Source organism: Blastococcus sp. SYSU D00922 (genome assembly GCF_054050495.1).
In genome coordinates this window covers 14,466-36,569 of sequence record NZ_JBJGZL010000005.1, presented here as the reverse complement: position 1 = coordinate 36,569, position 22,104 = coordinate 14,466, and the positions used below count along the sequence as shown (strand labels likewise).

The window sequence follows — 22,104 nt, the reverse complement described above, 5'->3', positions numbered from 1 at the left end:
GGAAATGAGACGTCGCTAGGGAGACCCGGCGATACGGTCGCCGCCATGCCACGTCCACGAGAGCTGAAGCCTGGCGAGCGGGCGCTGCTCGACGGCCTCCTCGCGCAGGACTTCGAGGGCGTCGCGGAGCTCCGCGAGCAGGTGGAGCAGGTGCGTGCGGGGCCGGGCTACACCTGCGGTTGCGGGAGCATCGACCTCCTCCCGGCTCCGTCGTCGCCGGCGTCGACGGCGGGGAGTCCCGTGCCCGCTGAAGGGGTCATCCGGGACGCTTCGGGTGAGGAGGTCGGCGGCCTGCTCCTGTTCCTGGACGCCGGACGGTTGTCCCTGCTCGAGGTGCACTCCTACGGGGACCCGTTGCCCCTCCCGCCGGTGGAGCACGTCGACTGGGTGGTCCAGCCCGCCCCGCTCAGCGCTCCGTGACCTGCCCGTCGACGACCTCGAGCCGGCGCGTGGTGTGCACGGCGTCGAGCATCCGGCGGTCGTGGGTGACCAGCAGCAGCGTGCCCGGGTAGGCGGCGAGCGCCTGCTCCAGCTGCTCGATCGCCGGCAGGTCGAGGTGGTTGGTCGGCTCGTCGAGCACCAGCACGTTGATCCCGCGCGCCTGCAGCAGCGCCAGCCCCGCGCGGGTGCGCTCGCCCGGTGAGAGCGTGGCCGCGGGCCGCAGCACGTGCTCGGCCGTGAGCCCGAACTTGGCCAGGAGCGTGCGCACCTCGGACGTCGGCCAGTCGGGCACCTCGGCGGAGAACGCGTCCAGCAGCTGCTCGGCCCCGAAGAACCGGCTGCGCGCCTGCTCGATCTCGCCGATCTGCACCGCGGGCCCCAGGGACGCGCTGCCCTCCTCCAGCGGCACCCGGCCGAGCAGCGCCGCGAGCAGGGTCGACTTCCCCGAGCCGTTGGCGCCGGTGATCGCGACCCGGTCGCCCCAGTCGACCTGCAGGTCGACCGGGCCGAGCGTGAAGCCGCCCCGCCGGACCACGGCGCCGCGGAGGGTGGCCACCACGGCGCCGGCGCGGGGGGCCGCGGCGATCTCCATCCGCAGCTCCCACTCCTTGCGGGGCTCCTGGACGACCTCGAGGCGCTCGATCATCCGCTCGGTCTGCTTGGCCTTGGCGCCCTGCTTCTCCGAGGTGGCGCGGTGGTGGTTCTTGACGTGCTTGTCGCCGTCGGTGGCCTTCTTGATCGAGTCGCGGACGCCCTTGGCCAGCCAGTTGCGCTGCATCCGTGCCCGGGCCTCGAGCCCTGCCTTGGTCTCGGCGTACTCCTCGTACTCCTCGCGCGCGTGCCGCCGGGCGACCTCCCGCTCGGTCAGGTACGCCTCGTAGCCGCCGTCCACCACGCGCACGAGCTGCTGGGCGAGGTCGAGCTCGACCACGCGGGTCACGGTGCGGCTGAGGAACTCGCGGTCGTGGCTGACGACGACGATGCCCGCCCGCGCCCCGGTGACGAACCGCTCCAGCTGGTCCAGCGCGGCCAGGTCGAGGTCGTTGGTCGGCTCGTCGAGCAGCAGGACGTCGTAGCGCGAGAGCAGCAGCGCGGCCAGACCCACGCGGGCCGCCTGGCCACCGGACAGGCCGGCGGTCGCGGCGTCGAGGGCTACGCCGGGCGCCACCTCGGCGACGACCTCCGCGGCACGGTCCTCGAGATCGGCGCCGCCGAGCGCGAGCCACTGCTCGAGGGCGTCGCCGTAGGCGTCGTCGGCGCCGGGGCGGCCGGCGGCCAGGTCGTCGGTGGCCGCGTCCAGGGCCGCCTGCGCGGCCGCGACGCCGGTGCGCCGGGCGAGCGCGGCGAGGACGGTCTCCCCCTCCCGGCGCTCGTGCTCCTGCGGCAGGTAACCGAGGGTGGCGGTCGGCGGGCTGACGACGAGCGAGCCTGCCTCGGCCGGGAGCTCGCCGGCGAGGATGCGCAGCAGCGTCGACTTGCCCGCGCCGTTGACGCCGACGAGCCCGACGACGTCACCGGGGGCCACGACGAGGTCGAGACCGGAGAAGAGGACGCGGGCGCCGTGGCCGGCGGAGAGGCCGCGCGCGACGAGGGTGGCACTCATGGGGGGTTGCTCCTAGGCGGTACGAGAGGGCCGGACGGGATCGGCGACTACCGCAGCGAGAGCACGACCCGACGATAGCCGAGCCGCTGGGGGGTTCACCCGCCGTTTTCGCCGTCCGGGTCGAAGGCGTCCTCGTCGTAGCCGTCCCCGTCGGCCGTGTCGTCGCCCGAGGGGCGCCGCCGGACGAGCCACGGCTGGAGGTGGTCGTACCCGCGGACGGAGACCCGCCGCAGCGGGCGGACCTTGTAGGCAGGGTGCTCGCGCAGCCACTCGGCGAGGTCGCGGTCGACCAGCATCGTGCCCGGGCGCGCCAGCGACGTGAGCCGGCTGGCCAGGTTCACCACCGGCGAGTAGACGTCGCCGAGCCGGGTCAGGACGGCTCCGTAGGCCGCCCCGACCCGCAGCGGCGGGCGCTCGTCGGCGTTCCACGCCACCGGCAGCGACAGCCCGATCTCGACGGCGTCGATGGCGCTGCCCGCGGTGAACAGGACGCCGTCCCCCACGGTCTTGACGACCCGGCCGTGGTGGCGGGCGATGACCTCGGCGGCGATGCTCTCGAAGTCCTCCACCATGGCCCCGAGCTCCCGCCCGCCCATGCCGCGGCTGCGCGAGGTGTAGCCGACGAGGTCGGCGAAGCCCACGGCCAGCTCGCGGCGGTCGCCGGTGCCCGTCGCGGCCAGCAGCCGGTCGGCGTTCGCGGCCAGGTGCCGCCGCCACACGTAGTCCTGGACCTGGCGGAGCCTGGGCAGCAGCAGCCGGGCGGCGTCGATGGCCTCGTCGACCGACGCCGTCGGCCGGTCGTCGTCACCCCCGGCGCGGGCGAGGGCATCGGCCAGCATGTCGGTCTGCCAGTCGGCCAGGCGCGACAGCGCCTGGCCCATGGCGCGCGCGATCGAGGCCTCGGTGTCGGGTCCGACGAACCCGGACTCGATCATGGACGAGAGCACGCCCAGGGCCTCGACGTCGGCGTCGGTGAACGCCGGGTCGTCGTCGGCGGCGTCGGGGAACCCCAGGGCCCGCCACAGCCGCTGCGTGCGCTCGGGGGGCATGCCGGCCATCTCGGCCACCTGGAGCCGCGTGTAGCGGCGCGGTCCGTCGAGCAGCAGCCGCTCGAGCGCCTCCCGGGCGTCCGGGCCCGGCGCCTCCCCCGCGTCGTCCATGCGCCTCGATCGACCTCAGCCGGTGGTGTGCACGACGAGCACGTCGACCTGCGACCGGCGGGTCGCGTCGGCGGGCACCGAGCCGAGCAGCCGTCCCTTGATGCCGGCCAGCCCCCGGTTGCCGACCACCAGCAGATCGGCGTCCTCCCGGCGGACGACGTCGAGCAGTGCCTCCACCGGCGATCCCTGGACGGCGACGGTCTTCACGTTCTTCGCGCCCGCGGCGCCCGCCCGCTCGGCGGCGGTGCGCACGGTGTCCTCGGCGGGGTGCGAGCCGACGACCTGGTAGGCGTCCTCCCCGAGGGCGTCCTGGGCGCGCGACAGCTCGCGGTCGTCGGCCTCGGTCGGCAGGTAGGCGCAGGCGATGACCAGCGTGGCACCGGAGGCGCCGGCCACGGCACCGGCCCGCGCGACGGCGCGGAGGGAGGACTCCGACCCGTCGGTCCCGACGACGATCGTCCGGTAGGCGCTCGAGGTCTCGCTCACGGCGGGGACTCTATGTGACCTGATGACGTGGGTCACCCCGAGATCATTTCGCGCACGGCGGAGCGCGACGGCACGCCGATCAGCTGCGAGGGCTCCCGGGAGCAACCCCTGGTGCGCTTGGATGGGTGCGCCCCGGCGGTCCACCTCGAGGAGACGTCATTTCCAACCCCAGCACCGCGACGGTCGACCCCGTCCGGGTCGAGGTGCGCGGACTCAGCAAGTCCTTCGGTCAGGTGCGCGCCGTCTCCGACCTCGGCTTCACCGTCGAACCCGGTTCGGTGACCGGCTTCCTGGGCCCGAACGGCGCCGGGAAGACCACCACGCTCCGCATGCTGCTCGGCCTCATGCGGCCCGACGCCGGGACGGCGACCTTCAACGGCGCCCCGTACGCGTCCCTGGCGCAGCCGCTGCGGACCGTGGGCGCCGTCCTGGAGACCGCCTTCCACCCGGCGCGCTCGGGCCGCAACCACCTGCGCGTGTACTGCCGCGCCGCAGGCTTCCCGCTCTCCCGTGCCGACGAGGTGCTGGTGCAGGTCGGGCTGGCCGATGCCGGCAACCGGCGGGCCGGCGGCTACTCGCTCGGCATGCGGCAGCGGCTCGCCCTGGCCACCGCCCTGCTCGGCGACCCCGCCGTCCTGGTCCTCGACGAGCCGGCCAACGGCCTGGACCCCGAGGGCATCCAGTGGCTGCGCGGCTTCCTGCGGCACATGGCCCACGACCAGGGGCGGACCGTCCTGGTGTCCAGCCACCTGCTGTCGGAGGTCGAGCAGACCGTCGACCGGGTCGTGATCGTCGGCGCCGGCCGCCTGGTCCGCGAAGGCTCCATGGAGCAGCTGCGCTCGGGCGCCGACGGCGCCGGGACGGTCCTCGTCCGGAGCCCCGAGGTCGCGCGGCTGGCCGACGTCCTCCGTGCCGACGGCGCGCAGGTCGGCCAGGAGGACGGAGCGCTCACCGTCACCGGCACCACCCCGGCCGACGTGGGCCGCCGGGCGTTCGCCGCCGGCATCGAGCTGCACGAGCTGCGCTCGCGCACCAGCGGTCTCGAGGAGATCTACTTCCAGCTCACCAGCGGCTCCGAGCAGTACGCCGCGCCGTCGCCGACCGTGCAGGAGGCCACCCGATGACCCGCCTGGTGCGCGCCGAGTGGACCAAGCTGTTCACCACGAAGGTCTGGCTCGGGCTCCTGCTCGGCTCCATCGTCATGGTGGTCGGGTTCTCGATCCTGTTCACCTCATTCGCCGGCAACGCCGAGAGCGGCATCCCGGCGGTGGGCACCTCGCTCTACGAGGAGCTGGCCCTCTCGCAGGCGGCGAACGCCAACATCCTGTTCCTCATCCTCGGGATCATCGGGATGACGCAGGAGTACCGGCACCGGACGGCGACGCCGACCTTCCTCACCGAGCCCCGACGCGGCCGGGTGGTCGTGGCGAAGCTGCTGGCCTACGCCGCGGCGTCCGTCGTCTTCGCCGTGATCGTGGCGGCGGTCAACTACGTCGTCGTGGCCATCCACGCCGGCGCCCGCGGTGCCGCCCCGGCGCTGAACGGGGAGAACCTCGCGGTCCTGGGCCGCTCCGCCCTGGCGCTGGTGATCTACGCGGTGATCGGCGTCGGCATCGGGGCGCTCTTCAAGAACCAGGTGGGCGCCATCGTCGGCGGCCTGGTCTACCTGTTCGTCGTCGAGCCGGTCATCCGCTCGATCCCGGCGACGGCGGGCGCCTACAAGTGGATGCCCGGCGGCGCGCTCGAGGCGCTGACGGCGACGTTCGAGGGCCCGGAGCTCCTGGCCGGCTGGCAGGGCGCCCTGCTGCTCGTCGGCTACGGCCTGCTCGCGGCGTTGCTCGGCACCCTGCTGGCGGTGCGGCGCGACGTCGTGTAGCCACGACCCCGTCCTCGTCGCCACGGAGAACGGGAGACCCGTGTGACCACGCGCATGACGGCCCAGCGGCTGTGCCGGTCGATCGCGGCCGGGGAGGTCGACGAGGTGCGCACCGCCGTCGAGGCGTCCCCCCGGCTGCTCGGCGGCACCGTCGAGCGGGACGGGCAGGGCGGCTGGACGCCGCTGCACGTCGCGGTCGCCGAGTGCCAGTCCGACGTCGTGCGGCTCCTGGTGGCCGCGGGTGCCGACCTCGGGGCGCGGACCGAGCACCGCCGCACGCCCCTGCACGTGGCCCTCGAGCACTGCCCGGACCTGGTCCCGCTGCTCCTCGAGCTCGGCGCGGTCCTCGACGCCCCGAGCGCGGCCTACCTGGACCGGCTCGACGAGCTGACCGCGCACCTGGACGACGGCGCCTCGCTCGCCGACGCCGAGTCCGGGGTGGACCTGCTGTCCTGGGCCGCGCTCGGCGGGGCACCGTCCACCGCGCGGCTGCTCCTGGAGCGCGGGGCGGACGCCGACGGCGGCGCGCTGCTCGCGGCGGCATCCGGGGCCCGTCTCGAACTGGTGCGGCTCCTCCTGGACGCCGGCGCCGACGTCGACCGCCGGGACCGGGACTCCGGACGCGTGCCGCTGCACGCGGCCGTCAGCAGCGGCGCCGAGGAGTCGCTCGACGTCGTCCGGGTGCTGCTGGCCGCCGGGGCCGACGTCAACGCGACCACCAACGACGGCGCGAGCGCCCTGGACATCACCCGGGTGGCCGCGGCCCGCCACCGGAGGGGCGACGCGGGGAGGGCGACCGCCAACGATGCGCTGGTCGACCTGCTCGCGTCGCACGGCGCCACCGACTAGGACCGTCGCACCCGGTCAGGGAACAGGACCGGGCGTAGACTCGACACCCGGTCCAGCCATGCCCTCAGGCTCGTGCACCACGGCCTGCGGTCACGACGACAGCAGCACCAGCACACACGACGCAGCCAACAGACGAAGAAGGCACTCGACCCCGTGTCAAGCGTGAGCTCATCCCGGCCCTCCCCCGCGTCCTCCTCCCCGGTGGCCGGCTTCGGCACCAACGAGTGGCTGGTCGAGGAGATGTACCAGCAGTACCTCGCCGACCCCGCCAGCGTGGACCAGGCGTGGCACGAGTTCTTCGCCGACTACCGGCCCGGCAGCCCGGTGGGGGCCGCCGACCGCACCGAGCAGCCGGCCGCCTCCAACGGAGCCGCCGCGCCGAAGCAGCAGCCGGCCGCGCAGGCTCCGGCGCCGTCCCCCGCCCCGAAGCCGGCCGCCGCCGCGCCCGCGGAGAAGCCCGCCCCCAAGCCGGCCGAGAAGCCCGCGGACAAGCCCGCCCCGGCGGCCGCCGCCGCGAAGGCACCGGCCGCGCCGGTCGCTGCCGGCTCCCAGTCGCCGCTGCGCGGCGCCGCCGCGGCCGTCGTCAAGAACATGAACGTCTCGCTCACCGTCCCGACGGCGACGAGCGTGCGCGCGGTGCCGGCGAAGCTCCTGGCCGACAACCGCATCGTCATCAACAACCACCTGGCCCGCTCCCGCGGCGGGAAGGTCTCCTTCACCCACCTCATCGGCTACGCGCTGGTGCGGGCGCTGGACGACTTCCCCAACATGAACAACGCCTACGCCGAGGTCGACGGCAAGCCGGTGCTGGTGCAGCCCGAGCACGTCAACTTCGGCCTGGCCATCGACCTGCCGAAGCCCGACGGCTCCCGCTCCCTCGTCGTCGCCTCGATCAAGGCCGCCGAGGAGATGGACTTCGCCCAGTACTGGGCCGCCTACGAGGACGTCATCCGCCGGGCGCGTCAGAACAAGCTGACGATGGAGGACTTCTCCGGCACGACGATCAGCCTCACCAACCCGGGCACGATCGGCACCAACCACTCGGTGCCGCGGCTGACCGCCGGCCAGGGCGCGATCATCGGCGTCGGGGCCATGGAGTACCCGGCCGAGTTCCAGGGGATGAACCCCGACGCGCTCACCGAGATGGCCGTGTCGAAGATCATCACGCTGACCTCGACCTACGACCACCGGATCATCCAGGGCGCCGAGTCCGGCGACTTCCTGCGCCGGCTGCACGCCCTCCTGCTGGGCGAGGACGGCTTCTACGACGAGGTCTTCCGCTCGCTGCGGATCCCCTACGAGCCGGTGCGCTGGATGCCGGACGTGCGGATCACGCGCGAGGGGCAGATCGACAAGGAAGCCCGCGTCATCGAGGTCATCGAGTCCTACCGGCGCAACGGCCACCTCATGGCCGACACCGACCCGCTCGAGTTCAAGGTCCGCACCCACCCCGACCTCGACATCCTCGAGCACGGCCTGACCCTCTGGGACCTCGACCGGAAGTTCCCCGTCGGCGGCTTCGCCGGCGAGAAGCTGATGGCGCTGCGCGACATCCTGGGCGTCCTGCGCAACTCCTACTGCCGCACGGTCGGCGTGGAGTACATGCACATCACCGACCCCGAGGAGCGCGAGTGGCTCCAGAAGCGGGTCGAGGTCAAGCACGAGCAGCCCGACCGCGAGAAGCAGAAGCACGTGCTGGGCCGGCTCAACGCCGCGGAGGCGTTCGAGACCTTCCTGCAGACGAAGTACGTGGGGCAGAAGCGGTTCAGCCTCGAGGGCGGCGAGTCGCTCATCCCGGTCCTGGACGAGGTCCTGCTCGCCGGCACCGACCACGGCCTCGACGAGGTCGCGATCGGCATGCCGCACCGCGGCCGGCTCAACGTCCTGGCCAACGTGCTGGGCAAGAGCTACGCGAAGATCTTCGGCGAGTTCGAGGGCAACATCGACCCCGGCACCGTCCAGGGCTCCGGCGACGTGAAGTACCACCTCGGCGCCACCGGCACCTTCCGCAACCCGTTCAAGCCCGAGGCCGAGATCGCCGTCTCGCTGGCCAGCAACCCCAGCCACCTGGAGACGGTCAACCCGGTGCTCGAGGGCATCGTGCGGGCCAAGCAGGACATGATCGACAAGGGCGAGCAGGGCTTCACCGTCCTGCCGGTCCTCCTGCACGGCGACTCGTCGTTCGCCGGCCAGGGCGTCGTCCAGGAGACGCTGAACCTCTCCCAGCTGCGCGGCTACCGCACCGGCGGCACGGTGCACGTCGTCGTCAACAACCAGGTCGGCTTCACCACCAGCCCGACGGCGGCCCGGTCGAGCCTCTACTCCACCGACGTCGCCCGCATGGTCAACGCACCGGTCTTCCACGTGAACGGCGACGACCCGGAGGCCTGCGTGCGGGTCGCCCGGCTGGCGGTCGACTACCGGCAGGAGTTCAAGAAGGACGTCGTCATCGACCTCGTCTGCTACCGCCGGCGCGGGCACAACGAGGGCGACGACCCGTCGATGACCCAGCCGCTGATGTACGACATCATCGACCGCAAGCGCTCGGTCCGGAAGCTCTACACCGAGGCGCTGGTCGGCCGGGGCGACATCACCCTGGACGAGGCCGAGGAGGCCCTCAAGGACTACCGGGGCCAGCTCGAGCGGGCCTTCGCCGAGACCCACGACGCCCAGGACTCCTCGAAGCCCGAGCCCGTCATGGACCCGCGCACCCCGCAGGAGTCGCAGGTCGACACGGCGATCACCCGTGAGGTGCTCAAGGCCGTCGGCGACGCGCACGTCTCGTTCCCGCCGGACTTCACGCCGCACCCGAAGCTGCAGAAGATGCTCGAGAAGCGGGCCGCGATGGCCAGCGAGGGCGGCATCGACTGGGCGATGGGCGAGCTGCTCGCCTTCGGGTCGCTGCTCATGCAGGGCGTGCCGGTCCGCCTGGCCGGCCAGGACTCCCGACGCGGCACGTTCGTCCAGCGCCACTCGGTCCTCATCGACCGCGAGACCGCGGCCGAGTACACGCCGCTGCTGCACCTCACCGACGACCAGGCGAAGTTCTTCGTCTACGACTCGCTGCTGTCGGAGTACGCGGCGCTGGGCTTCGAGTACGGCTACTCGGTGGCCAACCCGAAGGCGCTGGTGCTCTGGGAGGCGCAGTTCGGCGACTTCGTCGACGGCGCCCAGATGGTCATCGACGAGTTCATCAGCTCCGGTGAGGCCAAGTGGGGCCAGCGCTCCGGCGTGGTCATGCTGCTGCCCCACGGGCTCGAGGGCCAGGGCCCCGACCACTCCAGCGGCCGCATCGAGCGGTTCCTGCAGCTGTCGGCCGAGAACAACATGACGGTCGCCAACTGCTCGACGCCGGGCAACTACTTCCACCTGCTCCGCCGCCAGGCGCTCTCCGACGTGCACCGCCCCCTGGTCGTGTTCACGCCGAAGTCGCTGCTGCGGGCCAAGGCGGCGGTGAGCTCGGTCGAGGAGTTCACCGAGCAGCGCTTCCGCCCGGTGCTGCCGGACACCGGTGTCGGCGGCGAGCCGCTCGACGCCTCCGCCGTCCGCAAGGTGCTGCTCTGCAGCGGCAAGATCGCCTACGACCTCATGGCGCAGCGGGAGAACGACGGCACCGCCGACACCGCGATCGTGCGGGTCGAGCAGCTCTACCCGTTGCCGGCCGAGCAGATCCGGGCCGAGCTGGAGCGGTACCCGAACGCGAACGACGTCGTGTGGGTGCAGGAGGAGCCGGCCAACATGGGCGCCTGGCAGTTCATGGCGGTCAACCTCCCCGAGCACCTGCCGGAGGGCCGCACGTTCCGCCGGGTCAGCCGGCGCGCGTCGGCCAGCCCGGCGGTCGGGTCGGCCAAGGTGCACGAGGTCGAGCAGCGCAAGCTGATCGCCGAGGCGTTCGCGGACTAGCCGATGTACTTCACCGATCGCGGGCTCGAGGAGCTCGCCGACCGGCGCGGCGAGGAGCAGGTGACGCTCGCCTGGTTGGCCGACCAGATGCAGGCCTTCGTCGACCAGAACCCCGACTTCGAGGTGCCGGTCGAGCGGCTGGCCACCTGGCTGGCCCGCGGGGGCACGGACGACGACGACGACGAGTGAGGCTGCTGTCGTGACCCCGACTTCCGGGAAGTAGGGCCCTGGGCACACCTCCAGAGCCCTGTTTCCCCGAAGTCGGGGCCGCAGACCGCGCGCCTTCCCGACCGGTGGCCGCGGGGGCGTCACCCTGTGCGCGTGCTCGGACACTCGCACGCCCTGTCGGGCCTGGCCGCGGGCGCGGCGACGCTGCCCTGGGCGCCCGTACACGGCACCGTCGCCCAGGTCGCCTGGATCTCGGCGGCCGGCGGGTTCGCGATGCTGCCCGACCTCGACCAGCAGGGTTCGACGATCTCGCGGATGTGGGGGCCGTTCACCGACGTCCCCTCGGGCCTGGTCGGCACGGTCGCCCGCGGGCACCGCTGGGGCACGCACGACGCGATCCTCGGCCCCGCCGTCCTCGGCGGGCTCGCCTACCTCGCGGCCGGCGCGTACTGGTCGAGCCTGCTGCTCATGGCGCTGGCCATCGGCCTGGCCCTGCGCGCCCTGCACTTCGTCATCCCCGGCCGGGCCGAGAACACCGTCATCGGCAACCTGCTGCTGTCGTGGGGCGGCGCGTGGTACCTCCTGGAGCACAGCCCGAGCCCCGCGTGGCTGCCGTACGCGGTGGGCGTCGGAGTGCTCACCCACATCGCCGGTGACTTCCTGACCAAGGAGGGCATCCCGGTGCCCGTCTTCTGGCTGGTCCGCCGCAGCCGGTTGGCGCCGATCCACCTGCGCACCGGGGCCTTCGTCGAGAAGGCCGTCCTCGTGCCGGTCTTCCTGGTCGCGATCGCGGTGTTCGTCTACCTGAACACCGCGGCGGGCACCGCCATCGACCCGATCGTGGAGCGCATCCTCAGCCTCGGCTGACCGGGTTCACGGGCGCCCGGGGCGGGCAGACCCGTCCCGTGGAACGCCTCTCGGGCACGCTGCTCAACTGGGCCAGCATCCTGGACGACGAGACCCGCCGGCAGGCCGAGCGCACCGCGACGCTGCCGTTCATCCACCCGCACATCGCGCTGATGCCCGACGCGCACCTGGGCAAGGGCGCGACCGTGGGCTCGGTCCTGCCCACCAAGGGCGCGATCATCCCGGCCGCGGTGGGCGTGGACATCGGCTGCGGGATGATCGCCGTCCGGACGCCGTGGTCGGTGGACGAGGTGCGCTCGCGCGGGTCGCTGGCACCCCTGCGCGGCGACATCGAGCGCGCCGTCCCGCTGTCGGCCGGCAAGTACAACAAGAAGCTGACCGACTCCGCGAAGCGCCGCGTCGCCGAGCTGGAGGCGAAGGCCGACGAGCTCGGCCCGACGGTGCTCCGCTCGGTCACCTCCACCGCGCCGAACTGGGCCCTGCAGCTGGGCAGCCTCGGCTCGGGCAACCACTTCATCGAGGTCACCGCCGACGAGCGGCAGCGGGTCTGGCTCTTCCTGCACTCGGGCAGCCGCGGCGTGGGCAACAAGATCGCCTCGAAGCACATCGCCATCGCCCAGCAGCGGGCCCGCGACGAGCACCTCGACCTCCCCGACCGCGACCTCGCCTGGCTCGACGAGGGCACCCCGGAGTTCGACCGGTACATCGCCGAGCTGCAGTGGGCGCAGCACTTCGCCCTGCTCAACCGCGAGGAGATGATGGACCGGGTCGCCGCGGCCCTCGCGGCACACATGCGCGCCGACGGGACGCCGGAACTCGAGCGGATCAACTGCCACCACAACTTCACCCAGCGGGAACGGCACTTCGACGAGGACCTGTGGATCTCCCGCAAGGGCGCCATCCAGGCGAGGAAGGGCCAGGACGGGGTGATCCCGGGCTCGATGGGGACGGCGAGCTACGTGGTCCGGGGCCTCGGCAACCCCGAGTCTCTGGAGTCCTCGCCGCACGGTGCCGGCCGGGTCTACTCCCGGAGCAAGGCCCGCCGGACCTTCACCCGGGCGCAGCTCGAGGAGTCCATGCGCGGCATCGAGTGGCGGCACAGCGACGCCTTCCTCGACGAGATCCCGGCGGCCTACAAGGACGTCGACGTCGTGATGGCCGACGCCGCCGACCTGGTCGAGATCCGGCACACCCTCCGGCAGCTGGTGAACGTGAAGGGCGACTGAGCGGTACCGTGCCGATCTTGTGACCGCCGTCTCGCCAGCCCCTCGGCTCAGCCGGGGCACGCACGTCGGCTACGCCCTGGGCTCGATCGGGACAGCAGCGTTCGGCACGGTGCCGGGCCTCCTGCTCCTCTACTACCTGACCGACGTGCTCGGCGTCGCCGCCGGGATCGCCGGGCTGGTGGTGTTCCTGCCCAAGGCGTGGGACGTCGTCCTGAACCCGTGGATCGGCAGCCGCTCAGACCGGACCGAGAGCCGGTGGGGTCCGCGGCGCCCGTGGATGCTGGCCGGCGCGGTGACCCTGCCGCTGCTGTTCGTCCTGGTCTTCGCCGGTCCGGGCGCTCCCCCGGCGCTCGCCGCGGTGTGGGTTGCGGTCACCTTCCTGCTGGCCGCCACGGCCTACGGCTGCTTCCAGGTGCCCTACGTCGCCCAGCCCGCCGAGATCACCGACGACCCCGGTGAGCGCTCGACGCTGATGGCCTGGCGGGTGGCCGCTCTCGCGCTGGGCATCCTGCTCGCCGGCGCGGGCGCGCCCGCCGTCGTGGACGCCTTCGGCGACGGGCGCGGCGGCTACCTCGCGATGTCGGTCTTCGTCGCCCTGCTGCTCGCCGTCGGGATGCTCGGCGCCGTCCTCGGCACGAGGAAGGCGCCCACGCTGACCCGCGTCCGGAGCGAGGGCCGGCTGGGGACGACCTTGAGGCTGGCCTGGGCGTCGCGGCCGTTCCGGGTGCTGCTGGTCGGCTTCGTCGTCCAGGCGCTCGGGATCGGCGTGATGCTGGCCGGGGTCCCGTACTTCTCCGAGCAGGTCCTCGACGACCCGGACGCCGGCACGCTGCTGTTCGCCGCGCTCGTCGCGCCGGCGATCCTCGTCATGCCGCTCTGGCTGCGGGTCGGCCGCCGGCTCGGCAAGCGCACCGGCCTGCTCGTCTCGTCGGCGCTGTTCACCGCCGGCGCCGCGCTGCTGGCCGTGGTGCCCTCGGGTGGCACGGCTCTCGCCGTTCCGCTGGTCGTCCTCGTCGGCGTCGGCTACGCCGGGATGCAGATGTTCCCGCTGTCGATGCTCCCGGACGTGATCGCCGCTGACGAGACGGCGTCCGGCGAGCGCCGCGCCGGCGTCTTCACCGGGGTGTGGACCGCCGCCGAGACCCTCGGCCTGGCCGTCGGCCCCGGACTCCTCGGCCTGCTGCTCGCCGCGGCCGGCTACGTCTCGTCCACCGGCGACGAGGTGGTCGCGCAGTCGGACACGGCCGTCCTCGCCGTCCGCGTCGGGTTCACCCTCGTCCCGGCACTGCTGGTCTTCGCCAGCATCCCCGTCCTCGCGCGCTACCGCCTCGACGCCCAGGAGAACGCGTGACCCCCGACGACGTGCTCGCCGAGCTGACCGCCCTCCAGACCGGCGACCTCCCGACCCACGGCGGCGCGACCATGGCCTACGTCTACGACTCCGGCCGCGAGGAGATCGAGGAGCTCGCGGCGGCCGCCCAGGCGGCGTTCCAGTGGACCAACGCCCTCGACCCGACCGCCTTCCCGAGCGTCGCCCGCATCGAGAACGACCTCGTCGGAGCGGCTGTCCGCCTGCTCGGTGGGGGCGCCGCCACGGTCGGCACGCTGACCAGCGGGGGGACCGAGAGCTGCCTGCTGGCTGTGCTCGCCGCGCGGGAGCGGTGGCGCCGCCGCGGCGGGCAGGGACGGCCGCGGCTGCTGCTGCCGGTCACCGCGCACGCCGCCTTCCGCAAGGCCGCGCACCTGTTCGACCTGGAGATCGCCGACGTCCCGGTGGACCCGGTCACCTGCCGCGCCGTCCCGGCCGCCGTCGCCGACCTGCTCGACGACCGGGCGGCGCTGGTGGTGGTGAGCGCGCCGTCCTACCCGCACGGCGTCCTCGACCCGGTCGGCGAGGTCGCCGGGCCGGCCGCTGCCGCGGGCGTCCCCTGCCACGTCGACGCCTGCATCGGCGGGTGGATCCTGCCGTTCCTCGACGACGTCCCCGAGCCGTTCGACCTGTCGGTCCCGGGCGTCTCCTCCCTCTCGGTCGACCTGCACAAGTACGGCTACGCGCCCAAGGGCGTCTCGGTGCTGCTGACCGCCGACCCGGAGCTGCGGCAGGAGCACTGGTTCGCAACCGCCGGCTGGCCCGGCTACCCCGTCGTGAACCCGACGCTGGCCGGCACCCGCCCGGCCGGTGCCATGGCGGCGGCGTGGGCGATCCACCGCTGGCTCGGCGACGACGGCTACCGGGCGCTGGCCCGGCAGGCGCACGAGGCGACCCGGGCCCTCGCAGCGGGCATCGACGCCCTCGACGGCCTCCGGGTCGTCGGCGACCCGGTCACCACCCTGGTGGCGGTCGCCCAGGACGGCCCGGACGGCGTCGACGTGCTGAACCTGGCCGACGAGATGACCGCGCGCGGCTGGCTGCTGCAGCCGCAGCCGCCCTTCGCCCAGCCCGGCGGCGACCTGCCCGCGACGCTGCACCTGACGGTGACCGGGGCGACGGCCGGCCGGGTGGACGCGCTGCTGGCCGACCTCGCCGAGGCCGCCCGCGCGGCGTCGGTGCTGCCCCCACCCGTCGCCGACCCCGACCTGGTCGCCGCGGCCGCGACCATCGACCCCGCGACGCTCACCGTCGCGGAGGTCGACGCGCTGCTCGAGGTCGCCGGGGTCGGCGGGGGCCGGCTGCCCGAGCGGATGGCGCCGGTGCACGCCCTGGTCGCGGCGCTCCCCCGGCCCGTGGCCGAGCGGCTGCTCGCCGGCGTCCTCGACCTGGTCTACCGACCCAGCCGGGACCCCGCTAGCGCGTGACGCCCTGTTCCCGCGCGCAGGCCCCGACCGCCGCGGCGACGGCCTCGGCGACCCGGCGGTCGAGCGGGCTGGGCACGACGTAGTCGGCACGCACCTCGTCGCCGACGACGTCGGCGATCGCGGACGCGGCGGCCAGCTTCATCTCCTCGGTGATGCTGGTGGCACCGGCGTCGATCGCGCCGCGGAAGACGCCGGGGAAGGCGAGCACGTTGTTGATCTGGTTGGGCAGGTCACTGCGCCCCGTGGCCACGACCGCGGCGTACTTCGCGGCCATCTCCGGGTCGACCTCCGGTGTCGGGTTGGCCAGGGAGAAGACGATGCAGTCGGGGGCCATCGAGGCGATCGCCGACTCCGGGACCGACCCGCCGGAGAGGCCGAGGTAGACGTCCGCGCCCTCGAGCGCGCCGACCATCGTCCCGGCGTAGCCGGCCTTGTTCGTGTTCTCGACCAGCCACTGCTTGATCGGTGTCAGGTCGTCGCGGCCGGAGTGGAGTACGCCCTTGGAGTCGGCCACCGCGATGTCGCCGATGCCGGCCTCGACCAGGATCTTCGTGCACGCGACGCCCGCCGCCCCGGCGCCGGCGACGACCACCCGCAGGTCGCCGAGCTCCCGGCCGACGACCTTCGCGGCGTTGCGCAGGGCCGCCAGGACGACGATCGCCGTCCCGTGCTGGTCGTCGTGCATGACCGGGATGTCGAGCCGTTCCCGCAACCGGGCCTCGATCTCGAAGCACCGGGGTGCGCTGATGTCCTCGAGGTTGATCCCGCCGAAGGAGGGCGCGATCGCCGCGACCGTCTCGACGACCGCGTCGACGTCCGTCGTGGACAGCACGACCGGGACGGCCGAGAGGTCGGCGAACTCCTTGAACAGGCAGGCCTTGCCCTCCATGACGGGCAGGGACGCCGTCGGCCCGATGTCGCCGAGCCCGAGGACGGCGGTGCCGTCGGAGACCACGGCGACCACGCGCGGGGCCCAGGTGAACCGGCGGGCCAGCTCCGGCTCGGCGGCGATCGCGCTCGACACCCGGGCCACGCCGGGCGTGTAGGTGAGGGCGAGGTCGGCGATCGACTCGATCGGCCGGGTCGCCGTCACCGAGAGCTTGCCGCCCTCGTGCACCGCGAATGCCGGGTCGTCGGCGAAGCGGTCGGTCGTGGCGGCATCGTCGCCGCCGGGAGAGTTGCCGCCCATGGACACCGAGCGTAATCGGGCGGCGGAGCTGTACCGCCGGTCAGGTGCGCGGTACGGCGGGCACCCGCCCCGGGCGCGGCCAGAGGCGGCACAGCACGCGGCCGACGACCACCGCCGGACCGAACGCCCGGCTGTCGTCGCCGACGAACGCGTTGTCCCCCTCGACCCAGTGCCCACCCGGCACCTCGCGCCGGACCCGCTTGACGACCAGCAGTTCGGGGCGGGAGGGGAAGCGGGCCAGGACGACGTCACCGGGACGCACCGCCGACGCGGACCGGACCCGGCGGGCCAGGAGCCGGTCGCCGTGGCGGACCGACGGCGACATGGACGGGCCGGTGACCCGGACGGTTGCCCAGACGCTGCCCAGCGGCGCGACGGGCGCGTGAGGCTCGTCTCCCGCCCTGTCGTCGCTGATCACCGCGAGTAGGGTCGCAGACGACCCGATTTCACGACATCCGGAGGTACATCCGTGCGTCTCACCCGCATGTTCTCCGCCGTCGAGGCCACCGCGCACTGCGACCTCCCCTGCGGCGTCTACGACCCGGCCCAGGCCCGCATCGAGGCGGAGTCCGTCAAGGCCATCCAGGAGAAGTACCAGGCCAACGAGGACCCGGTCTTCCGCACGCGCGCCATCCTGATCAAGGAGCAGCGCTCGGACCTGGTGAAGCACCACCTGTGGGTGCTCTGGACCGACTACTTCAAGCCGCCGCACTTCGAGAAGTACCCGCAGCTGCACGAGCTGTTCAACAAGGCCACCAAGCAGGCCGGCGCGGCCGGTGGCAAGGGCAGCATGGACCCGGCCGAGGGCCAGAAGCTGCTCGACTACATCGCCGAGATCGACAAGATCTTCTGGGAGACCAAGGCCGCCGCCTAGCCCCCACGCTGCACCCGCGCTGCCGGGTCGTCCTCGGACGGCCCGGCAGCGCCATGCTGTGCCCCCCCTGCCCACCCGCGGCGAGTCGCGCATCCGCCCGGGTCAACCGATGCGCGCCTCGGAGGATCGCGTGATCGACGTCGGCGCGCTGCTGCAGAGGGTCGAGGCCGCTCCGCCCATCGACGCTGTCGAGGTGGTGGCCGCCGAGCTGGGCCGCATGGTGGACGCCCACACGGTGACCCTGCTCATCGCCGATTTCAGCGGACGAGCCGTGGTCCGCCTCACGTCGTCCGACCTCGTCGAGGGAACCCGCCGCAAGGGCAGCGAGCAGGCCGAGACGGTGCCGCTCCCCGGGACGCACTACGAACGGGTCCTCCGGACCCAGCAGGCGGACGTCGAGCCGATCGGTGACGGCGCCCGGGTGGTCGTGCCGGTCACCGACCGCGGCGACGCGATCGGCCTGCTCGAGCTCGACCTGCCGCGGTACCCCTCCACGGACGAGGTGACCGACATCGGCAGCGCCGCCCACGCACTGGCCTACATCGTGATCGCCGCCCGCCGACACACCGACGTGTTCGAGTGGGGCCAGCGGTCCGCTCCCTTCGAGCTCGCCGCCGAGATCCAGCGCCGGCTGCTGCCGGCCTCCTACACGTGCGAGGCGGGCCAGTTCACCCTGGCCGGCTGGCTGGAGCCGGCCGCCTCCGTCGGGGGCGACACCTTCGACTACTCGCTGGACCGGGACACGTTGCTGGTGTCGATCACCGACGCGGTCGGCCACCAGGTCGCCGCCGCGCTCGTAGCCACCCTGCTCGTCGGGGCGCTGCGGAACGCGCGGCGCAGAGGGCTGGACCTCGCGGGGCAGGCCCGGTACGCCAACGACGCCCTCGCCGCGCACGCCGGCGCCGGGCAGTTCGTCACCGGCCAGCTCCTGCAGCTCGACCTGCGCACGGGAACAGCGCTGATCATCAACGCGGGGCACACCCTGCCGCTCCGGCTGCGGAACGGCCGGGTCGAGGAGGTGGGGCTGGTCGTCGAGCCGCCGTTCGGCGTCGTCCCCGGGAAGGACTTCCAGGTGCAGGCCTTCCCGCTGGAGGCCGGCGACCGGCTGATCTTCCTCACCGACGGCATGCTCGAGCGCAACGCCGCGAGCCTCGACGTGGCATCGGCCCTCGGCGACAGCGCCGACCTGCATCCCCGCGAGGTGGTCCACGAGCTGGGCGCGGCGGTCCTCCGGGCCACCGGGGGCGACCTGCGCGACGACGCCACGATGGTGTGCATCGACTGGTACGGCGGCCCGCGGCGTGATCGGGTCACGGAGTTCGGGGCGGATCCGGCGCGCGCGTCGGGCCCCGTCTGATCGGCTGGTCGGATCTCGCGGACGCGGGCCGGTACCGTTCGGCTCACCATGCGCATCGACCGGGCCGGGTGGCCATTCATCACCGGACCCCTGGCCCCCGCGGCCCTCGCCGCCGTCGCCGGCCGCAGCGCCGGTCGCCGCGGGCTGGGCCGTCTCGCCTGGCCGTTCCTGGCGCTGTCCGCCTACATGGCCCTGTTCTTCCGCGACCCCGACCGGCGCTGCGACACGGTGCCGCCGGACCCGGACGACGTCCTCTCCCCCGCCGACGGCGTGGTCATGGTCGCCGGCGAACCGCAGGAGGGCGTCGCCCCCGAGGGCGACTGGCAGCAGGTCAGCGTGTTCCTCTCCGTCGTCGACGTGCACGTCAACCGCTCGCCGTACCGCGGCGAGGTCGTGGAGAGCTCCTACCGCAAGGGCAGCTTCCTGGCCGCCTACCGCAAGGAGTCCGCGCACCGGAACGAGCGCAGCGAGCTGTGGTTGCGCGACGGTGACCGCACCGTCGTGTTCCGGCAGATCGTGGGCGTGCTCGCGCGGCGCATCGTCACCCGTACCGGGCCGGGTCAGCGGCTGGCCACGGGCGAGCGGATGGGCCTGATGAAGTTCGGCTCCCGGATGGACGTCTTCGTGCCACCGGAGTGCACGGTGACAGTGACGAAGGGGCAGCGGGTGCGGGGCGGCGAGACCGTCATCGCGCGCTGGCCCGCTGCGGGCTGAGGGAGCCGCATGCCACCGACACGCCGCACGGCCACCGTCGAGTTCGTCCGCGGATCCGTCCGCGGCACCCGCCGCCGGGCGCTCGCGACGCTGCCGAGCCTGTTCACGCTCGCCAACATGTTCTGCGGGTTCTTCGCGATCCTCGTCGCCATCCGCGGCGAGTACCGGCTGGCCGCCGTCCTCATCGGCCTGTCGATCGTCTTCGACATCACCGACGGCGCCGTCGCCCGGCTGGTCGGTGCGGTCACCCCGTTCGGGCTGCAGTTCGACTCGCTGGCCGACCTGGTGTCGTTCGGGCTCGCCCCGTCGCTGCTGGCCTTCACGCTCTTCTCGCAGGGGCGTGACGAGTGGGACCCGCTGGGCTGGGTCGCCTGCTTCGTGTGGCTGGCCTGCGCCGCCATCCGGCTGGCGCGCTTCAACACCACCGTCGACCCGACGGCCGACAAGCGGTACTTCACCGGCCTGCCGAGCCCGGGAGCGGCCGGCGTCGTCCTGGCGTCGGTGTTCGCCTTCGGCGACCACCTGGAGGGCCGTGACCGGCTCTGGGTGCTCCTGGTCGTCGTCGTCCCGGCTCTGCTGATGGTCAGCAACATCCGGTTCCGGTCGTTCCGGTCCCTGGTCAGCCCGAAGAGCGGCCGGCCGTACGGGATCATCGCCCTCGCCGTGGTCCTCGTCGTGGGCTTCGCGCTCGTGCCGACCGTCACCGGAGTCGTGCTGGCCTACGGCTACCTGCTGGCCCCGCTGCTGCTGCCGATCGTCTCCCCGCTGGCGAAGCTCGTGCCGGCGCGGCTCAAGGAGGTCCTGTCATGACCGTGCGCCCCATCCGCCCGGACGACGTCCCCGCGGTCGTCGGGCTCGTCCGCGAGCTCGCCGAATATGAGCGGGCCCTCGACGAGGTGCGGCTCACGGAGGAGCAGCTGACGCGGTACCTGTTCGGCGAGTCCCCGGCGGTGTTCGGTCACGTGGCCGAGGTCGAGGGGCAGGTGGTCGGCATGGCGCTGTGGTTCCTCAACTTCTCCACCTGGCGCGGCACCCACGGCATCTACCTCGAGGACCTGTACGTCTCCCCCGCCCACCGCGGCAGCGGGCTCGGCAAGGAGCTGTTGCGCACCCTCGCGGAGGTCTGCGTGGCGCGCGGGTACTCCCGGCTGGAGTGGTCGGTGCTGGACTGGAACACGCCCTCGATCGAGTTCTACAAGGCGGCCGGCGCCGTCCCGATGGACGAGTGGACGGTCTTCCGGCTCACCGACGACGCGCTGACCAGCTTCGCAGGCGGGCCGACCGAGCCCACGCGCTAGCGTTCGCGGCATGACGACCGAACGCGTCCCGCCGGAGTGCTGGCTCACCGACATGGACGGCGTCCTCGTCCACGAGGAGAAGGCGCTGCCGGGCGCCGCGGAGTTCCTCGAGCGGCTGGTGCAGAAGCAGCGCCGGTTCCTGGTGCTCACCAACAACTCCATCTTCACCCCCCGCGACCTGGCCGCGCGGCTGGCCCGCACCGGCCTGCACGTGCCGGAGGAGTCCATCTGGACCTCCGCGCTGGCGACGGCGGACTTCCTGACCACGCAGCTGCCCGGCGGCTCCGCCTACGTCATCGGCGAGGCGGGCCTGACGACCGCGCTGCACGAGGTCGGCTACGTCATGACCGACACCGACCCGGACTACGTCGTCCTGGGCGAGACGCGCACGTACTCGTTCGAGGCCATCACCCGGGCCATCCGGCTGGTCGGCCGCGGCGCCCGCTTCATCGCCACGAACCCCGACGTGACGGGGCCGTCGCCCGAGGGGCCGCTGCCCGCCACCGGGTCGGTCGCCGCGATGATCACCCGCGCCACGGGCGCGGAGCCCTACTTCGTCGGCAAGCCCAACCCGATGATGTTCCGCAGCGCCATGAACCGGATCGAGGCCCACTCGGAGTCGACGATCATGGTCGGCGACCGCATGGACACCGACGTCGTCGCGGGCATCGAGGCCGGCCTGGAGACCGTCCTCGTCCTGTCCGGGTCGACGGCGGCCGGCGACGTGGCGCGGTTCCCGTTCCGGCCGAGCCGGATCCTCGACTCGATCGCCGACGTCATCGACCTGATCTAGCGGCGGCGCTCCTCGTCGCGCTCGACGTAGGCGAGCCGGGCCTCGGGGGTGGCCAGCAGGTACAGCACCGCGGCGACGAGCAGCAGGATCGGCAGGCCGATCAACGGGCGCTGCGCCTCGAAAGCGGTCACGAACCCGGTGAGGCCGAAGAAGATCTGCGCCGCGATGACCGGACCACGCGCCCAGCCGGCGACCCGCGCCAGGGCGCGGGCCGCCACGGCGAGACCGACCGCGACGAGGGCGAGGATGACCACCTCGGCCAGCGCGCGGGCGTAGCTGTCCGGCGTGCTGGTCAGGGTCAGCCACAGCCAGATGGCGGCGCCGGCGCCCACGGCCGCGGCCTGGACGCCCACGAGGACCGCCGCCCAGCGCAGCGAGCCCGGGGCGTCCACGCGCGGCCGCTCGGCCCGCGGCGCCGTGGGGTCGGCGGCCGCACCGAACAACCGGTCCAGGGCGCGGCGGGGCGGCTGCGTCGGCTCGGTCACGACGGCGAGATTACGCGGG

The 22,104-nt window shown here is 73.3% G+C and carries 22 protein-coding genes; 16 read left to right on the top strand and 6 right to left on the bottom strand.

The window, feature by feature from the left end:
• Positions 1-45 precede the first annotated feature (45 nt).
• Positions 46-420, top strand: coding sequence for a hypothetical protein (locus ACI78T_RS09135; RefSeq protein ID WP_456557779.1), 375 nt, complete (start codon positions 46-48; stop codon positions 418-420).
• On the opposite strand, the gene ACI78T_RS09130 is transcribed toward ACI78T_RS09135, so the two are convergent.
• The 3 genes from ACI78T_RS09130 to ACI78T_RS09120 form a co-directional block, all read right to left on the bottom strand.
• Positions 407-2,044, bottom strand: a complete 1,638-nt coding sequence (locus tag ACI78T_RS09130; protein ID WP_456557778.1) for an ABC-F family ATP-binding cassette domain-containing protein — start codon at positions 2,042-2,044, stop codon at positions 407-409. The genes ACI78T_RS09135 and ACI78T_RS09130 overlap by 14 nt on opposite strands.
• Before the next feature lie 95 nt (positions 2,045-2,139).
• On the bottom strand, positions 2,140-3,204 hold the full coding sequence (locus tag ACI78T_RS09125) for an adenylate/guanylate cyclase domain-containing protein (RefSeq protein ID WP_456557777.1): 1,065 nt from the start codon (positions 3,202-3,204) through the stop codon (positions 2,140-2,142).
• 15 nt (positions 3,205-3,219) lie between these two features.
• Positions 3,220-3,690 carry a universal stress protein gene (locus tag ACI78T_RS09120; RefSeq protein WP_456557776.1) on the bottom strand — a complete coding sequence of 157 codons (471 nt, stop codon included), beginning with the start codon at positions 3,688-3,690 and terminating at the stop codon, positions 3,220-3,222.
• Positions 3,691-3,893: 203 nt separating this feature from the next.
• Between ACI78T_RS09120 and ACI78T_RS09115 the strand changes: the two genes are divergently transcribed.
• From ACI78T_RS09115 to ACI78T_RS09075, 9 genes are all read left to right on the top strand, one after another.
• Complete coding sequence (locus tag ACI78T_RS09115) at positions 3,894-4,814, top strand: ABC transporter ATP-binding protein (protein ID WP_456557775.1); 921 nt, start codon at positions 3,894-3,896, stop codon at positions 4,812-4,814.
• Complete coding sequence (locus tag ACI78T_RS09110; protein ID WP_456557774.1) at positions 4,811-5,566, top strand: ABC transporter permease; 756 nt, start codon at positions 4,811-4,813, stop codon at positions 5,564-5,566. The genes ACI78T_RS09115 and ACI78T_RS09110 overlap by 4 nt, the downstream gene beginning before the upstream one ends.
• Before the next feature lie 42 nt (positions 5,567-5,608).
• A complete protein-coding gene (locus tag ACI78T_RS09105) occupies positions 5,609-6,415 on the top strand; it encodes an ankyrin repeat domain-containing protein (protein WP_456557773.1) in 807 nt (268 codons plus the stop codon).
• Between the two features lie 162 nt (positions 6,416-6,577).
• A complete protein-coding gene (locus tag ACI78T_RS09100; RefSeq protein ID WP_456557772.1) occupies positions 6,578-10,318 on the top strand; it encodes a multifunctional oxoglutarate decarboxylase/oxoglutarate dehydrogenase thiamine pyrophosphate-binding subunit/dihydrolipoyllysine-residue succinyltransferase subunit in 3,741 nt (1,246 codons plus the stop codon).
• A 3-nt stretch (positions 10,319-10,321) separates the two neighbouring features.
• Positions 10,322-10,507 (top strand): DUF6104 family protein, encoded by a 186-nt coding sequence (locus tag ACI78T_RS09095; RefSeq protein ID WP_456557771.1) that lies wholly within the window; start codon positions 10,322-10,324, stop codon positions 10,505-10,507.
• A gap of 132 nt (positions 10,508-10,639) precedes the next feature.
• Complete coding sequence (locus tag ACI78T_RS09090) at positions 10,640-11,353, top strand: metal-dependent hydrolase (protein ID WP_456557770.1); 714 nt, start codon at positions 10,640-10,642, stop codon at positions 11,351-11,353.
• A gap of 38 nt (positions 11,354-11,391) precedes the next feature.
• Positions 11,392-12,579: an RtcB family protein gene (locus tag ACI78T_RS09085; RefSeq protein WP_456557769.1), complete on the top strand. Its 1,188-nt coding sequence runs from the start codon at positions 11,392-11,394 to the stop codon at positions 12,577-12,579.
• A 19-nt stretch (positions 12,580-12,598) separates the two neighbouring features.
• Positions 12,599-13,930 (top strand): MFS transporter, encoded by a 1,332-nt coding sequence (locus ACI78T_RS09080; RefSeq protein WP_456557768.1) that lies wholly within the window; start codon positions 12,599-12,601, stop codon positions 13,928-13,930.
• Positions 13,927-15,375, top strand: a complete 1,449-nt coding sequence (locus ACI78T_RS09075; protein WP_456557767.1) for a pyridoxal phosphate-dependent decarboxylase family protein — start codon at positions 13,927-13,929, stop codon at positions 15,373-15,375. The genes ACI78T_RS09080 and ACI78T_RS09075 overlap by 4 nt, the downstream gene beginning before the upstream one ends.
• Here the strand turns inward: ACI78T_RS09075 and ACI78T_RS09070 are convergent.
• On the bottom strand, positions 15,365-16,564 hold the full coding sequence (locus ACI78T_RS09070; protein ID WP_456557766.1) for an NAD(P)-dependent malic enzyme: 1,200 nt from the start codon (positions 16,562-16,564) through the stop codon (positions 15,365-15,367). The genes ACI78T_RS09075 and ACI78T_RS09070 overlap by 11 nt on opposite strands.
• 40 nt (positions 16,565-16,604) lie before the next feature.
• A complete protein-coding gene (locus ACI78T_RS09065; RefSeq protein WP_456557765.1) occupies positions 16,605-16,982 on the bottom strand; it encodes a S26 family signal peptidase in 378 nt (125 codons plus the stop codon).
• A gap of 51 nt (positions 16,983-17,033) precedes the next feature.
• On the opposite strand from ACI78T_RS09065, the gene sodN reads away from it, so the two are divergent.
• The 6 genes from sodN to ACI78T_RS09035 all read left to right on the top strand — a co-directional run bounded on the left by sodN (position 17,034) and on the right by ACI78T_RS09035 (position 21,600).
• Complete coding sequence (gene sodN / locus ACI78T_RS09060; RefSeq protein WP_456557764.1) at positions 17,034-17,438, top strand: superoxide dismutase, Ni; 405 nt, start codon at positions 17,034-17,036, stop codon at positions 17,436-17,438.
• A gap of 130 nt (positions 17,439-17,568) precedes the next feature.
• Positions 17,569-18,795: a PP2C family protein-serine/threonine phosphatase gene (locus ACI78T_RS09055; protein ID WP_456557763.1), complete on the top strand. Its 1,227-nt coding sequence runs from the start codon at positions 17,569-17,571 to the stop codon at positions 18,793-18,795.
• A 48-nt stretch (positions 18,796-18,843) separates the two neighbouring features.
• Positions 18,844-19,509 (top strand): phosphatidylserine decarboxylase, encoded by a 666-nt coding sequence (locus ACI78T_RS09050; RefSeq protein WP_456557762.1) that lies wholly within the window; start codon positions 18,844-18,846, stop codon positions 19,507-19,509.
• Between the two features lie 9 nt (positions 19,510-19,518).
• Complete coding sequence (gene pssA / locus ACI78T_RS09045) at positions 19,519-20,319, top strand: CDP-diacylglycerol--serine O-phosphatidyltransferase (RefSeq protein ID WP_456557761.1); 801 nt, start codon at positions 19,519-19,521, stop codon at positions 20,317-20,319.
• Positions 20,316-20,807, top strand: coding sequence for an N-acetyltransferase family protein (locus tag ACI78T_RS09040; RefSeq protein WP_456557760.1), 492 nt, complete (start codon positions 20,316-20,318; stop codon positions 20,805-20,807). The genes pssA and ACI78T_RS09040 overlap by 4 nt, the downstream gene beginning before the upstream one ends.
• A gap of 10 nt (positions 20,808-20,817) precedes the next feature.
• Positions 20,818-21,600, top strand: coding sequence for an HAD-IIA family hydrolase (locus ACI78T_RS09035; RefSeq protein ID WP_456557759.1), 783 nt, complete (start codon positions 20,818-20,820; stop codon positions 21,598-21,600).
• Here the strand turns inward: ACI78T_RS09035 and ACI78T_RS09030 are convergent.
• Positions 21,597-22,085, bottom strand: a complete 489-nt coding sequence (locus ACI78T_RS09030; protein ID WP_456557758.1) for a hypothetical protein — start codon at positions 22,083-22,085, stop codon at positions 21,597-21,599. The genes ACI78T_RS09035 and ACI78T_RS09030 overlap by 4 nt on opposite strands.
• Between the last annotated feature and the right edge of the window lie 19 nt (positions 22,086-22,104).